Annotated in this window: 15 protein-coding genes; 13 read left to right on the top strand and 2 right to left on the bottom strand. The window is 62.7% G+C overall.

Features of this window, described 5'->3' with window-relative positions; genetic code table 11:
* Positions 1 to 14 precede the first annotated feature (14 nt).
* The 11 genes from K0P33_RS06705 to K0P33_RS06655 all read left to right on the top strand — a co-directional run bounded on the left by K0P33_RS06705 (position 15) and on the right by K0P33_RS06655 (position 9,731).
* The gene (locus K0P33_RS06705; RefSeq protein ID WP_094951907.1) at positions 15 to 644 is read left to right on the top strand and encodes a DUF1120 domain-containing protein; all 630 of its coding nucleotides are present in this window, start codon (positions 15 to 17) and stop codon (positions 642 to 644) included.
* A gap of 29 nt (positions 645 to 673) precedes the next feature.
* The gene (locus tag K0P33_RS06700) at positions 674 to 1,312 is read left to right on the top strand and encodes a DUF1120 domain-containing protein (protein WP_094951908.1); all 639 of its coding nucleotides are present in this window, start codon (positions 674 to 676) and stop codon (positions 1,310 to 1,312) included.
* A 40-nt stretch (positions 1,313 to 1,352) separates the two neighbouring features.
* Positions 1,353 to 1,976 (top strand): DUF1120 domain-containing protein, encoded by a 624-nt coding sequence (locus tag K0P33_RS06695; protein ID WP_094951909.1) that lies wholly within the window; start codon positions 1,353 to 1,355, stop codon positions 1,974 to 1,976.
* A gap of 38 nt (positions 1,977 to 2,014) precedes the next feature.
* Positions 2,015 to 2,638, top strand: a complete 624-nt coding sequence (locus K0P33_RS06690; RefSeq protein WP_242154562.1) for a DUF1120 domain-containing protein — start codon at positions 2,015 to 2,017, stop codon at positions 2,636 to 2,638.
* Positions 2,639 to 2,726: 88 nt separating this feature from the next.
* Entirely contained in the window at positions 2,727 to 3,356 is a 630-nt protein-coding gene (locus K0P33_RS06685) for a DUF1120 domain-containing protein (protein ID WP_242154560.1), read from the top strand.
* Positions 3,357 to 3,358: 2 nt separating this feature from the next.
* On the top strand, positions 3,359 to 4,096 hold the full coding sequence (locus tag K0P33_RS06680; protein ID WP_094951912.1) for a fimbria/pilus chaperone family protein: 738 nt from the start codon (positions 3,359 to 3,361) through the stop codon (positions 4,094 to 4,096).
* 81 nt (positions 4,097 to 4,177) lie between these two features.
* Positions 4,178 to 6,646 carry a fimbria/pilus outer membrane usher protein gene (locus K0P33_RS06675; protein ID WP_242154558.1) on the top strand — a complete coding sequence of 823 codons (2,469 nt, stop codon included), beginning with the start codon at positions 4,178 to 4,180 and terminating at the stop codon, positions 6,644 to 6,646.
* 11 nt (positions 6,647 to 6,657) lie between these two features.
* Positions 6,658 to 7,788 carry a DUF1120 domain-containing protein gene (locus K0P33_RS06670; protein WP_242154556.1) on the top strand — a complete coding sequence of 377 codons (1,131 nt, stop codon included), beginning with the start codon at positions 6,658 to 6,660 and terminating at the stop codon, positions 7,786 to 7,788.
* A 7-nt stretch (positions 7,789 to 7,795) separates the two neighbouring features.
* Positions 7,796 to 8,422 (top strand): DUF1120 domain-containing protein, encoded by a 627-nt coding sequence (locus tag K0P33_RS06665; RefSeq protein WP_094951915.1) that lies wholly within the window; start codon positions 7,796 to 7,798, stop codon positions 8,420 to 8,422.
* A 10-nt stretch (positions 8,423 to 8,432) separates the two neighbouring features.
* A complete protein-coding gene (locus K0P33_RS06660) occupies positions 8,433 to 9,083 on the top strand; it encodes a DUF1120 domain-containing protein (protein WP_094951916.1) in 651 nt (216 codons plus the stop codon).
* A 36-nt stretch (positions 9,084 to 9,119) separates the two neighbouring features.
* Positions 9,120 to 9,731, top strand: a complete 612-nt coding sequence (locus tag K0P33_RS06655; RefSeq protein ID WP_094951917.1) for a DUF1120 domain-containing protein — start codon at positions 9,120 to 9,122, stop codon at positions 9,729 to 9,731.
* A gap of 34 nt (positions 9,732 to 9,765) precedes the next feature.
* Here K0P33_RS06655 and K0P33_RS06650 read toward each other — a convergent pair whose 3' ends face one another.
* Together K0P33_RS06650 and K0P33_RS06645 are read right to left on the bottom strand one after the other, a co-directional pair.
* Entirely contained in the window at positions 9,766 to 11,031 is a 1,266-nt protein-coding gene (locus K0P33_RS06650) for a CynX/NimT family MFS transporter (RefSeq protein ID WP_094951918.1), read from the bottom strand.
* A complete protein-coding gene (locus tag K0P33_RS06645) occupies positions 11,021 to 11,680 on the bottom strand; it encodes a FadR/GntR family transcriptional regulator (protein ID WP_094951930.1) in 660 nt (219 codons plus the stop codon). Before K0P33_RS06645 ends, K0P33_RS06650 begins: the two co-directional genes overlap by 11 nt.
* A 159-nt stretch (positions 11,681 to 11,839) precedes the next feature.
* Here K0P33_RS06645 and K0P33_RS06640 point away from each other — a divergent pair, with 159 nt between their 5' ends.
* Positions 11,840 to 12,151: a type II toxin-antitoxin system MqsR family toxin gene (locus tag K0P33_RS06640; protein WP_242154553.1), complete on the top strand. Its 312-nt coding sequence runs from the start codon at positions 11,840 to 11,842 to the stop codon at positions 12,149 to 12,151.
* Positions 12,148 to 12,636, top strand: a complete 489-nt coding sequence (locus K0P33_RS06635; RefSeq protein WP_094951920.1) for a type II toxin-antitoxin system MqsA family antitoxin — start codon at positions 12,148 to 12,150, stop codon at positions 12,634 to 12,636. The genes K0P33_RS06640 and K0P33_RS06635 overlap by 4 nt, the downstream gene beginning before the upstream one ends.
* Positions 12,637 to 12,682 lie beyond the last annotated feature (46 nt).

Raw genomic sequence — 12,682 nt, 5'->3', positions numbered from 1 at the left:
AAGGATGCAATGCCATGATTCGTCCCTTCAGCGCCCTCGCCACGACCCTGTTGATAATCGGCGCCGGCCCTGTATTCGCCGCCAGCAGCATCGACCTGACCGTCCAGGGCCTGATTACCCCCAGCGCCTGCGCGCCCAGCCTTTCAAGCGGTGGGATCGTCGACCACGGAAAAGTCGCGGCCAAGGATTTGAAGCCGGACAACTGGACATCGCTTGACACCCACACCCTGCAACTGGAGATCACCTGCGATGCGCCAACCCTGTTGGCCCTGAAGGGCATCGATAACCAGGGCAATTCCCATGACCCGTCAAACACCTATGGCCTGGGCCTGGTCGACGGAAAAAAACTGGGCAATTACGCCTTGGTGTTCGCCACCCCAACAGCCGACGGCGCACCGATCTCCGTGCTCGAGTCCCAGGATAACGGCCTCACCTGGCGGGAAAACATTCCCGGCGATCTGTGGCCGGCCTCCTATCTCGCCTCGTTTGGTGATCGTTCAACGGGCAGTTGGGCCCCCACTCCGGTCCAGCACCTGACGACAGAGCTCGGCATACACACCCTTATCGCCCCCACTGCGGGGATGAACCTGACCAACGAGGTCCCCATCAACGGTTCCGCCACCCTTGAAGTGAAGTACCTGTAAACCACCGCTAACCACAAGGATGTAATGCCATGACTCGCCCCTTCAGCACCCTCGCCGCGACACTGTTGATGATCGGCGCCGGCACTGTATTCGCCGCCAGCAGCGTCGACCTGACCGTCAAAGGCCTGATAACCCCCAGCGCCTGCACACCGATGCTGAGCCAGGGCGGCATGGCCGACTATGGAAAGATCGCCGCCAAGGACCTGCAGGAAAACCAGGCCACCCCATTGCCGACCACCACCTTTCAATTGAGCGTGAACTGCGAGGCCGCGACGCTGTTTGCACTCAACGGTGTGGATAACCGCGCAGGCTCGGCCAGCAGCCCTGGCGATGATTCCTATGGCCTGGGCTTCATCAATGAAACAGAGCGGCTCGGCGACTTCCTGATCGTTCTCACCAACTACCGCGCCGACAACCAGCCGGTCAGCAAGCTGGCCTCAAGGGACAACGGCGCCACCTGGATCGAGAACAGCGAGGACGCTATCTGGATGCGCAGCAGGCTCACCGCCTTCGGTAATAACGCCGGCGGCAACTGGGCGCCCATCGCGATCATGACGCTCAACAGCGACTTGACGATCCATCCCTCTATCGCCGCCACCAGTGGCCTGACGCTGACCCAGGAACAACCGATCGACGGCTCCGCCACCCTGGAACTGCGCTACCTGTAACCCACCGGCTTCACTGCATCGCTCACAAGGACCTGTGCCCATGGAAAGATTCACGCCCGCCGCTCTTGCCCTGCTGCTGGCTGCCTGCGCCCCCGGCGCATTTGCGGCCAGTAATACCGACTTGAGTGTCACTGGGATCATTACCCCCAATGCCTGCACCCCAAACCTGTCCAATGGCGGCGTGATCGACCATGGAAAAATGACCGCCAAGGACCTGCAACAGACTAAACCCACGTTGTTGGACCCCTCCGAAATGCAGTTTGAAGTGCACTGCGACGGCGAGACATTTTTCACCCTGACCACCGCGGACAATCGCGCCGGCACCTCGGCCATCAACCCGGCGCACCACGGCCTGGGGACCACGCCTGAAGACCAAAAACTGGGGAGTGTCGCCTTCACGTTGTTCGATCCGATTGCGGATGAAACCGCAGTCAACGTGATCGTCTCGCGCAACGGCGGCGCTAACTGGAGCTTATCGCCCTACTTGGGGCACGAAGCACTGACCTCGTTCGCGGCAACGGGCGGCCCGAACACGCCCATCGCCATTAAAGACCTCAGGGCGCGGCTGCGCGCCTTTACCGTCATCGTGCCGTCCCGCGACCTGACCCTGCTCGATGAAGTGCCCATCGACGGCCAGGCCACGCTGCAACTCAAGTACTGGTAATTGAGCTTCTCCTCAGTCCCTCATTTAGGAGCAACACCATGAGCAAGTCCCTCAATACCGTGCTCGGCGGCCTGATGCTCGCGGCTGCTGGCACTGCCTTTGCCGCCTCCAGCGTCGACCTGACGGTCAAAGGTCTGATTACCCCAAGTGCCTGCGTCCCGGCGCTGTCCAACGGGGGCGCGGTGGACTACGGCAAAATTTCGGCCAAGGATTTGAACGCCGACAAACAGACCGCTCTGCCCCTAAACATCCTGCAATTCACCGTCACCTGTGACGCCGCCACCCTGATGGCCATGGAGGCCAAGGACAACCGCGAAGGGTCTGACAGCAACAACGATTTGATGGAGTTTGGCCTGGGCCTCATCAACGGCACGGAAAAACTCGGCAACATGACCCTGCAGCTGTTGAATTCGGTCGCCGATGGCGTGCCGATCAACAGCGTCGGTTCCTACGACGGTGGCGTCACTTGGAGCTCCGAGCGCAACCTGATGCGCGACAACCTCCTCGCACCCGCCGTGGCCGGCGTCAATTCGCCGATCCCAGTCCAACTGTGGGCCGCGGACTTGTACGTTCAGCCCCAGATCGCCAAAACCAGTGAGCTGACCCTCACCAACGAAGTCGCCATCGACGGTTCGGTGACCCTCACCGTGCGCTACTTGTAACGGCATCCGAGTCGAGCAAAGGCAGGCCTTAAAACGTCTGCCCTTGCCCTGTACACACACGATGAATCAGGCAGCCGGCCCCCATCCCATGAAGCATATTTATTCACGCTTTATCGCCACGTTTTGCCTGCTCGGTGCCAGCTCGCTGGTGCTGGCGTCGTCCAGCATTGAGCTCAACGTTACCGGTCTGATCACACCCAGCGCCTGCATCCCCACGTTGTCTGCCAATGGCATCGTCGACCACGGCAAGGTGCCGGCACGCAACCTCAACCAGCACGAATTCAGCCCCTTGCCCACTCAAACGCTGGACCTGAGTGTGAGCTGCAACGAGCCGGTGCTGTACGTATTGGTGGGTGTGGACAATCGCGCCGACTCCTCGCTGGGGCCGGGCTTTTATTACGGCCTGGGTACCAATATCCATGTGCCTTCCGAGCGGCTGGGCACGGTTTCCCTGGGATTTCGCGAGGCCATGGGCGACGGCGAGCGCCTACTCGTGCTGGCCTCCAGCAACAAAGGGGAGACCTGGTTTCCAGAGTCCAATGCCTTCCCGAACATCTACATGGGGTTCGCCCGCCCGGGCACGCTGGTGCCCGAACCCCACCGCCTGGTGAACGCCAGCCTGCAAATCAACACGTCCATCAATGCCGCCGCCTATTTGACTCTCAAACAGGAAGTGCCGTTGGACGGTTCCATCGTGCTTGACCTGAGGTACTTGTAGCCATGCCTGCCCTACCCTTTTTCACCCGCGCCTTCATCTTCGCTCGCGTGAGCGGTCTTTACTTCGCTGCGCTCACGCTGGCAATCGGCGGCCCTGCCTTGGCGCTGGCCGACGGCATGGTGCCCGACACCTCGGTGGTGATCGTTAACGAGGCCGATGGCGAAGCGTCGGTGACCGTGACCAACACCGACGATAAGCTGGCCCTGCTGCACGTCACCCTTGAAGACATTCCCGAAGACAAGGCGACGCTGCTGTTTGTCACCCCGCCCCTGGCCCGGGTCGAACCGGGCAAGAGCCAGCTCATCCGCTTCATCCTGCAATCGCCCGAGCCCTTGGCCACCCAACGCTTGAAACGGGTGATCTTCGAAGGCATGCCCCAAGGTCGTTCAGCGGCCCAGGCCGGCCACGCCCAAGTCGGTGTGACGGTGCGCCAGAACCTGCCGGTGATTGTGCATCCCAAGGGCCTGGCCCCCAACCGCACGCCCTGGACCGGGTTGGAGTGGCGCCTGAACCGTGACCAATTGAGCGTGCACAACCCGAGCCCTTACGTGGTGCGCCTGGCCCAGGAACTGCGACTGCTGCCCGGCAGCGGCTCGGCCCTGCTGCCGCGCACCTATGTGCTGCCGGGTGAAACCCTGAACGTAACAGCCAGCGGCACCGGCGCAAACCGCGTGCAACTGCAGCCGGCCACGGTGTATGGCTTTGCCGTGGCACCTTACGAAGCACCCCTCACCCTCTAAAAACTCATCACCTTATAAAAACTCATCGCCCTATAAAAAAGAGTGGCTTGCCAAAGCCACCCAACACTTGAGTACGACCTTGTGAGCACAGTAATAACTGACCGCGACGGCAGCGCCGTGCCTGGCGTTTCACCGCACCGCGCACGCACCCTACTCACCGGGCTGGCACTGACCCTGGGCGGCGCACTGCCGTGCGAAGCAGTGCTGGCGGGTGACGCGCTGATCGCCGGTTCCTTCGACCCCCAGACCTTGTCACGGCGCGGCATCGACCCGGAACTGGCCAACCTGCTGCTGCAAGCCCCGCGTTTCACGGCAGGCCGGCATGCCGTCAATTTGAGTGTCAACGGCCTGCGTCGCGGCCGAGTGGATGTGGAGTTCGACCGCCAGGGCAGCCTCTGTTTCAACCGCGCCCTGCTGGATGCGGGCAACCTGACAGTGCCCGATGAGAACGGGGTGCCCACCTGCCAGCGGTTTATCGAACGCTACCCGCAAACCGTGATCGAGCAAGACCCCGCCGCCCTGAGCCTGGCCCTGGTGGTGTCAACCGACGCCCTGCGCCCTGCCCAGCAAGACATCTCCGGCTACCAGACCGGTGGCCAGGCCTTGCTGCTCAACTACGACTTGACCGGCCTCTACAACGAGTTCGGCGACACCACCAGCCGCTTCGGCTCAGCCAACACCGAAGTCGGCTTCAACGCCGGCGACTGGATCGTGCGCAGCCGCCAGGTGAAAACCTGGCAGGACCGCCGCTCGCGCACCACCCACTTGGATGCCTACGCCCAGCGCACCTTCGCCGAGCAGCAGGCAGTGTTGCAGGCCGGGCAAATCAGCCTCTACAACCCGGTGCTGGCCGGCACGCAGATTACCGGCGCCCAAGTGCTGACCGAAACTGCGCTGCAAGACCAGAACCAGGGCGCGACTATCACCGGTATCGCCAACAGCCCGGCCCAGGTGGAAATCCGTCAGAACGGCGCGTTGATCCACTCCACCGTGGTACCCGCCGGGCCGTTTGCCCTGCCCGATGTGCGCCGCTTGAACAGCCGTTCCGACGTGGAAGTCACGGTCAAGGAAACCACCGGCGAAGAACGCCGCTTTACCGTGCCCGCCGCCATGCTCGGCCTGGGCCTACCGGCGCCGGGCTATTCGGTGGCGGCCGGGCGTGTGCGTCAGATCGGCGACAGCGATGGCCGCGAGCCCTGGGTGGTCAGCGCGGGCTGGAGCGGCCCGCTGCACCCGCAACTGAGCCTCAGCGCAGGCGGGCTGGTGGCGGACGCCTATCGCTCAGCAGGCGCAAGCCTTGGCTGGTTGCCCTGGCAGGACAGCCAACTGCAGTTCTCCGCACAGGCAGCCCAAGCCAGCCCCAAGCGCGAGGGCACAGAGCGCGGGGTGCAAAGCGATGTGTCCTGGTCGCAGCGCTTGAATGACAGCTGGTCGGTGAGCACCGCAGCTTCCTGGCGTTCCCAGGGTTACCGCGACCTTGAGGATTCAACCTACGTCGGCAATAGCGACGATCAACAGCGCTCGCGCTACCGCGACCAGCAGAGCGCTACTGCGTCGTGGGCGCATCCGGCCTTGGGTGCATTCAGCGCCGGGGTCTCACGCACGGCGTCTTACAACGGTGAAAGCAGCAGCCGCGCGCTGGCGTCCTGGGGCACCAGTTTTGGCCGGGTATCGGTGTCGGCCAGCGCCGAATGGCAGGTAGGCGGCCGCCAGCAGAACGACGACAGCATTTACCTGAACATCAGCGTGCCGCTGGGTGAAACCCGCCGTGGTCGCGCGTGGGCACGCAACGCCGGCGGCGAGCACCGCCTGGGTGTGGGCGTGAACGAGCAACTCAACGATCAACTGAGTTACCGAGTGGGCGTGGAGCGTGACAGCCGTGACCGTGAAGTCGAGTCGTCGGTCGGCGTGTCGGCACTGCCGTGGTACAGCCAGCTGGACTTCAACTACACCCGCAGCGACGACGAACGAGCCAGCTACCAAGGTGGCGCGCGCGGCGGGGTGGTGTTGCATGGGGACGGCGTGACCTTCTCGCCGTACCCGGTGCGCGACACGTTTGCACTGGTGTCGGTGGGCGAAATGGCCGGCATCAAGGTCACCACCCCAAGCGGCCCGGTATGGACCGACTGGCAAGGCCAGGCCGTGGTGCCGCAAGTCAGCGCTTATGGGCGCAGCCCGGTGGAAGTGCAGACCCGTTCGCTGCCGCGCAACGCCGATATCCACAACGGCCTGGCAGTGATCGCCGCCGGCCGTGGTGCCGTGGACAAAGTCCAATTCGGTGTGGCCATCACCCGGCGTGCGCTGCTGAACGTGACCACCGATAACGGCCAGCCGCTGCCACGCGGCGCAACCGTGAGCACCACTGAAGGCGAGTTCATCACCCTGATGCAGGAAGGCAGCCAAGTGTTCCTGCCCGACGTGCTTGACCCGCGCCCGCTGTGGGTCAAGGCACCGGGGCAGCCACGTTGCCGACTCACCTTTGAACTGCCGGAAGACGCCGACCCCGAGGTGTATTTCGAAACCGCACCGGCCCGGTGCCACCAGCCATGAGGACTCACACCATGGGCCTGAAATACACGTTTTACCCCCTGAGCCTGGTGCTGCTGAGCGCCAGTGCCTGGGGCGCCGAAGAATGCCAGCTCAACCTTAGCCAGGCGCAACTGGACTTCGGCCTGATGAACCGCGCCGTGGCGTTGGCCCCCGCGCCCGAACGCTTGCTGGGCGAGCGGCGTATCAGCCTGACGCTGAACTGCCCGCAGCCCACCGACCTGGGCGTGTTTTATCGCGGGCTGGGCGCGGGGCCGGAGCGCTTTCTCTTTACCGAGCGCGGCAGCTACGGCCTGCGTGTCAGCGAAGCCGTGCTGGACGGCCAGGCGGTGGAGTTGGGTTTGATTGCGGGCCAGGGGCAGCCGCCCTCCGCTGTCAGCGCCCAACTGCACTGGCAACCGGACCACGGCCTCGTGCCGATGCGCGGCGGCGTGGCAGTGACCGGGCGCAACTTGTCGATGCAAATCAACGCCAGTGCCTGGGCCCGCGAAGACGCCGCGCGGGTGCGCGATGCCGTGACTTGGGATGTCGCCGGGTTGTTCGACGCCGTCGCTGCCGGGCGCTCGCGGGAACTGCGCCTGCAAGCGCGCTTTGCCCCGGCGGCGTGTACACCCGTGCTGTCCAACGGCGGCCATGTGGAGCTGGGCAAGCTGTCGGTCAGCGACCTGAATCTGGACAAGGACACCGTCCTGGCCCCACGCCCCTTGTCACTGAGTGTGACGTGCGACGGGCCGACCGCCTTCGCGTTGCGCATGCAAGACAATCGCCTGGGCTCAGCCACCGGCGGCGCCGATGAAAGCGCTTATGGGCTGGGCCTGGACGCGCGCCGACAGAAGATCGGCCGCTACCGGCTGTTGTTCGACCCTGCGCGCATCACCGCCGACAACTTCGCTCGAGTATTCCAAACCGACTCCGCCACCGGCACGCAGCCCTGGAGCAGCGCCAGTGCAAGCGTCGCTGCCGTGGGCGCCAATCGCTACCTGGGTTTTAGCGCTGCATCCGGCAGCACCGGCGGCCCCAGCGCCATTCAAAACCTCAACGCCACGTTGAGCCTGGAAGCGGTCATAGCGCCCTTGGGCTCACTGGATCTGAGCAGTGAGGTGCGGCTGGACGGTGCGGGCACTCTCGAAATTCACTATTTATAGGCACACGATGAAACCGATTCTGATCTTACTGACCGCCTTTTCATGCCTGGCCACCGGCTTGGCAGCACAGGCGGCCTCCAGCGTTGACCTGAGCGTCACTGGCCTGATAACCCCTAGCGCCTGCGAACCGAGCCTGTCCAATGGTGGCGTGTATGACCTGGGCAAGATTGCTGCCAGCGACCTGAACCTCGATCAACCTACCAAGCTGCCCCCTCACAGCCTGCAACTGTCGATCAACTGCGCAGCATCGACCTTGTTGGCCCTGGAGCCACGGGACAACCGCCTTGGCTCCAGTTACGCCGGCGATGAAAGCTTTAAGTTCGGCTTGGGGTTGATCAACGGCACCCAAAGGCTGGGCTCAGTGATATTAGAAGTCGATTCGATCATGGCCGACGGCGTCCAGATGTACCCCATCGGCTCGAGTGGCCCCTCTAGCTGGGCTCCGACGACCATCCTGTCGCCGCACTTCCTGAGCGCATTCACCCCCAACAAAACAGTGACAGCCCCGGCGCCGATACAACGGTTGACCGCGGTGGTGTCGATCGAGCCCAGCATCGCCCCGGCCAACACGCTGTCGTTGACGCAAGAAGTCCCCATCGACGGCTCTATGACGCTGACCGTGAAGTACCTATAGGAGCTTAACTATGAAAACGTTGTTGATGGCGTTAACTGCCTGTGCGTGGTTGACCAACGCATCCACGGCCCAAGCCGCCTCCACCGCCGAACTCACTGTCGGCGGCCTGATCACGCCCATGGCCTGCACCCCCGTGCTGTCCGCCGGCGGTGTGATCGACTTCGGCAAGATCTCCCAGAAGGACCTCAACCAGGCCACGGGCACTCGGCTGCCGCTCAAGTCGCTGACCTTGACCATCAGTTGCAACGCCCCCGGCCGTTTCGCCCTGCGCATGCGCGATAACCGCGACGGCAGCGCCCACGTCAGCAGCGAGATCTATTACGGGCTGGGGCTGGACAGCGCGGGCAACAAACTCGGCGTGTACTCGGTGAGCTTCGATCCCAAACAGACAGTGGCCGATGCCCTGCCGGTGACCTACGGCACCGAATCCACCACCGGTGGCCTGGCGTGGCGCACGTCCAACAGCAACCCCATCGATATCGGCTCCAAGAGCTTGCTCGGCTTTACCGATGTGGCCGGCAGCACCGCCGGGCCTTCGGCTATCCAGAACCTGACCAGCACCTTGACGCTGGAAGCGGTGATCAACGCCAAGCAGAACTTGGACTTGAGTGTGGAGACGCTCATGGACGGCTCCGCCACGCTGGAAGTGGTTTACCTGTAGTACCCACCTCTTTCAACCCCCAGGAGTACCCAACAAATGAAAATGCTTTTCCCTGCCGTCACCGCCGCGGTGTTACTGACTGCTGCCACCGGTGTTTCAGCTGCCAGCAGTGTCGACCTGGCAGTCAAGGGCCTGATCACGCCCAGCGCCTGCACCCCCAATATGTCCAACGGGGGCGTGATTGATCACGGCAAGATCGCCGCTAAAGACTTGAAACCGGACAACCCCACCGTCATCGGCAATCACACCCTGACCCTGACCATAAGCTGCGACGCAGCGCTTGCATTTGCTTTTCGTTCCACCGACAACCGCGCCTCGGGCGTTCAATCCTACTACCGTCTGGGCATGCTCGAAGGCACGCAAACATTGGGCGCTTACTTGCTGTGGCTGGAAAAACCTATCGCCGACGGCGTGGCGGTGCAGACCATTACGTCCTGGGACAACACCACTTGGTCCAAGGAAGACGACTGGGCGCCAAGCTACTATATGTCCGTTGCCACTATCGACGGGGACAACCTACCGCTGCCGACGAAGGAGCTGGTCGTCGACCTGCATGTACAAAGCATCATCTACGGTACCGAGGACATGGACCTGAGCAGTGAAGTGACTATCGATGGTTCGACAACAGTGGAAGTGAAGTACCTGTAACGGCGACCTCAAACCGGACACGCGCGGTGTAGCCTCAGCGCTTCTCGCAGGTAGCCTGCACATACCGTGCGCGTCCGGCGCCAAGCCCGGCGATGATTGCGCCCAAACCGAGCACCGCGAAAATCCAGCCGACCGCCGACCAACCACCGGTCCAATCGTGCACCAGGCCAACCGCCAGCGGCCCGAGGGACGCCAGCGTGTAGCCGATGCCCTGGGCCATGCTCGACAGGTTGGCGGCCACGTGGGCGTCCCGCGAGCGCAACACGATCAAGGTCAGCGCCAGGCTGAAGGTGCCGCCCTGGCCCAGGCCCAGCAAGATCGCCCAACCCCACAGGCCGTCGAGCGGTGCATACAAGCACCCGAACAGGCCGCCGAGGGTCAGCAGCATCACCACCACGATCGCCAGCCGCTGGTCCTTACCCCGCGTAGCCAACCACGGCGCGGCGAGGGAACTGGCCAGTTGCACGATGACCGAGCCCGACAGCACCAGCCCCGCTTGAGTCGGCGTGAGCCCACGGCCGATCAGGATCGACGGCAACCAGCCGAACACGATGTAGGCCAGCGACGATTGCAGGCCCATGTACAAGGTCACCTGCCAGGCCAGCGGGTCGCGCAGCAAACCCTTCACGCGATAGGCGACTTGATGCGCGCCGTGTTTCTGCCCGACTTGCGGCAACCAGAACAGCGCCGCCACCAGCGCCGGCAGAATCCAGAAGCCCAGGCCGATGCTCCAGCTGTCGCCGAAATACCGGCTCAGCGGCACCGTCGAGCCGGCCGCCAACGCGGCGCCCAGGCACAGCGCCATGGTGTACACGCCGGTCATGGTGCCGGCCTGTTTGGCGAAGTCACGCTTGACGATACCCGGCAGCAACACGCCGATGATGCCGATGCTCGCACCGGCAATCAGGCTGCCGGCGAACAGGCCGACCTCACCGAACGAACTGCGCAGAATAATGCCGGCAGCCAACGTCAGCAGAATCCCCAGCACCACCCGCTCGGCGCCAAAACGCCGGGCCAGGATCGGCGCCATGGGCGCAAACAGCCCCAGGCACAACACCGGCAAGGTGGTCAGCAAGCCGGCTTTGGCCGCCGACAATCCGAGACTGTGCGAGACGTCAGCCAGTAGCGGCGACAGGCTCGACAGCGCCGGGCGCAGGTTCAACGCCACCAGTATCAGGCCCAACAGCAACAGCCATGGCCGCGCGACCACCGGCGGGGTGTGCTGCACCACGTCGTCGTCGGCTTCGGCGTCGATCAGCAGCGTTTTGAGTTCGGTAGTGCGTTTGGCTTCAAGGTTCATTGATCAACTGCCGGCAGAGGGATTTGGCGCGTTCCGGGTCTTGGTGCTCCACGGCGTCGAGCAGGGCGATATGCAGGTCGAACACGGCCTGGCGACGCGGTGAGATATTCAGGGTCTGGCGCAACTGGGCGCCGACAATGGCGGAGAAATACTGGTACAGCTCGCTCAAGGCCGGGTTGTGCGCGGCATCGACCAAGTGTTTGTGGAACACCAGGTCTGCGCTGATGTAGGCCTCCAGGTCACCGTGGTACAGCTCGGCGCTGACGCTTAAGGCTTGGCGTAAATGTTTCAGATCGTCTTCAGTACGGCGCAGTGCCGCGAGCCCGATGGCCTCCACTTCCAGAATCTGCCGCGTCTCCTGCGCCTGCTCCAAGGTGCAGTGGGACAATGCGCGCATCGCGCCCAGCGGGTCGGTCATCGAGCGTAAATAACTGCCGTCGCCCTGGCGGATTTCGATCAAGCCGCAGAACGCCAACACACGCATGGCTTCGCGCACGGTGTTGCGGCTGATGCCTAACTCGGCAGACAGCTCAGGCTCGGTGGGCAGGCGCTCGCCGATGGCCCACTTGCCTTCGGTGATGCGCCGACGCAACTGCTCCAGGGCCTGGTCAACGAGGGAGCGTTTGATCAGAGGGGCGATGTCTGTCATGGGTTTTTCGCTTTCGTCCAATCATAGGATGAATTTTCCTACAGCCTATTCGGAATTGCCTACAAAGGCAACGCACTAGGGTTCGGAGGCAACAAAAGGAACTGAATTTTCGATTGGTAAAATTACCCTCTGAGGGTAATTGTTGGACTCAGGTGTCTTATGGAAAAGTACACACTTCATTACGATCTGACAGTGGTCAAGGCAGATGTGAGGCGGCTTGGTGCCAAGGCTTTCACACGTGCGGCAAAGAAAACCGGCGAGGCTCTCGACCTTGATCTCACTGAGATGCAAGCGGTCGTCTTCGAACTGCAAAACAGGATGTTGTACCAGTCGATGACCACTTATGCCGATCACCGCGTCTGGCATGACGTCTACCACATCCATTCACACGGTCGGGAGATTTACATCAAGGTCACTTACTGCTCCGGTAGTAACCCACCGGTGATCTCCTTCAAAGGGATGAACCCATGAACACCCAACACTGCTATATCTGTGGCGCCCCCGACGCCATGACACGCTTTGAAGGCCGCAGCGAAACCCTGTGCATCAAAGGTATGGAGCGGCGCATTGATGATCTGTCGGGCTGGGAATGCCAGGTGTGCGAGGACGGCATGTATGACCCCGATAGCTGCGAACGCCATGCCAAGGCAGGTGATGATCTGCTCCACGCCGCACGACGGATGATGGGCGCCGAACTGAAGCGCATCCGCCGCAAACTGCACCTCACGCAAAAACAAACCGTGGAGTTGCTATCCGGTGGCGGGCACAACGCATTCTCACGCTACGAACGCGGCGAAATAGCACCGCCCAAGCCGTTGATGGTGCTGATGCGCCTGCTGGATCGTTACCCCTACTTGCTCACCGATGCCAAAGAACTGGCCGAAGGCGCAGACCTGCGCAACGCCTTCACCTACACCCTCAACAACGAAACGCAAGACGCCCTCAAAGCGTCCTAGACAAGCAAAAATAAACCCGGCACCAGGCCGGGTTTATCGCTTCAAA

It is taken from the genome of Pseudomonas sp. ArH3a (assembly GCF_022648765.1).
Taxonomy (GTDB): domain Bacteria; phylum Pseudomonadota; class Gammaproteobacteria; order Pseudomonadales; family Pseudomonadaceae; genus Aquipseudomonas.
Note: the sequence above shows the minus strand (reverse complement) of the source record. Positions and strands in the feature narration are given on the sequence as shown.

Bases quoted from the DNA above. Each gene is read 5' to 3' on its own strand.
- K0P33_RS06705 (WP_094951907.1), top strand. From the start codon at position 15: ATGATTCGTCCCTTCAGCGCCCTCGCCACGACCCTGTTGATAATCGGC.
- K0P33_RS06700 (WP_094951908.1), top strand. From the start codon at position 674: ATGACTCGCCCCTTCAGCACCCTCGCCGCGACACTGTTGATGATCGGC.
- K0P33_RS06695 (WP_094951909.1), top strand. From the start codon at position 1,353: ATGGAAAGATTCACGCCCGCCGCTCTTGCCCTGCTGCTGGCTGCCTGC.
- K0P33_RS06690 (WP_242154562.1), top strand. From the start codon at position 2,015: ATGAGCAAGTCCCTCAATACCGTGCTCGGCGGCCTGATGCTCGCGGCT.
- K0P33_RS06685 (WP_242154560.1), top strand. From the start codon at position 2,727: ATGAAGCATATTTATTCACGCTTTATCGCCACGTTTTGCCTGCTCGGT.
- K0P33_RS06680 (WP_094951912.1), top strand. From the start codon at position 3,359: ATGCCTGCCCTACCCTTTTTCACCCGCGCCTTCATCTTCGCTCGCGTG.
- K0P33_RS06670 (WP_242154556.1), top strand. From the start codon at position 6,658: ATGGGCCTGAAATACACGTTTTACCCCCTGAGCCTGGTGCTGCTGAGC.
- K0P33_RS06665 (WP_094951915.1), top strand. From the start codon at position 7,796: ATGAAACCGATTCTGATCTTACTGACCGCCTTTTCATGCCTGGCCACC.
- K0P33_RS06660 (WP_094951916.1), top strand. From the start codon at position 8,433: ATGAAAACGTTGTTGATGGCGTTAACTGCCTGTGCGTGGTTGACCAAC.
- K0P33_RS06655 (WP_094951917.1), top strand. From the start codon at position 9,120: ATGAAAATGCTTTTCCCTGCCGTCACCGCCGCGGTGTTACTGACTGCT.
- K0P33_RS06650 (WP_094951918.1), bottom strand. From the start codon at position 11,031: ATGAACCTTGAAGCCAAACGCACTACCGAACTCAAAACGCTGCTGATC.
- K0P33_RS06645 (WP_094951930.1), bottom strand. From the start codon at position 11,680: ATGACAGACATCGCCCCTCTGATCAAACGCTCCCTCGTTGACCAGGCC.
- K0P33_RS06640 (WP_242154553.1), top strand. From the start codon at position 11,840: ATGGAAAAGTACACACTTCATTACGATCTGACAGTGGTCAAGGCAGAT.
- K0P33_RS06635 (WP_094951920.1), top strand. From the start codon at position 12,148: ATGAACACCCAACACTGCTATATCTGTGGCGCCCCCGACGCCATGACA.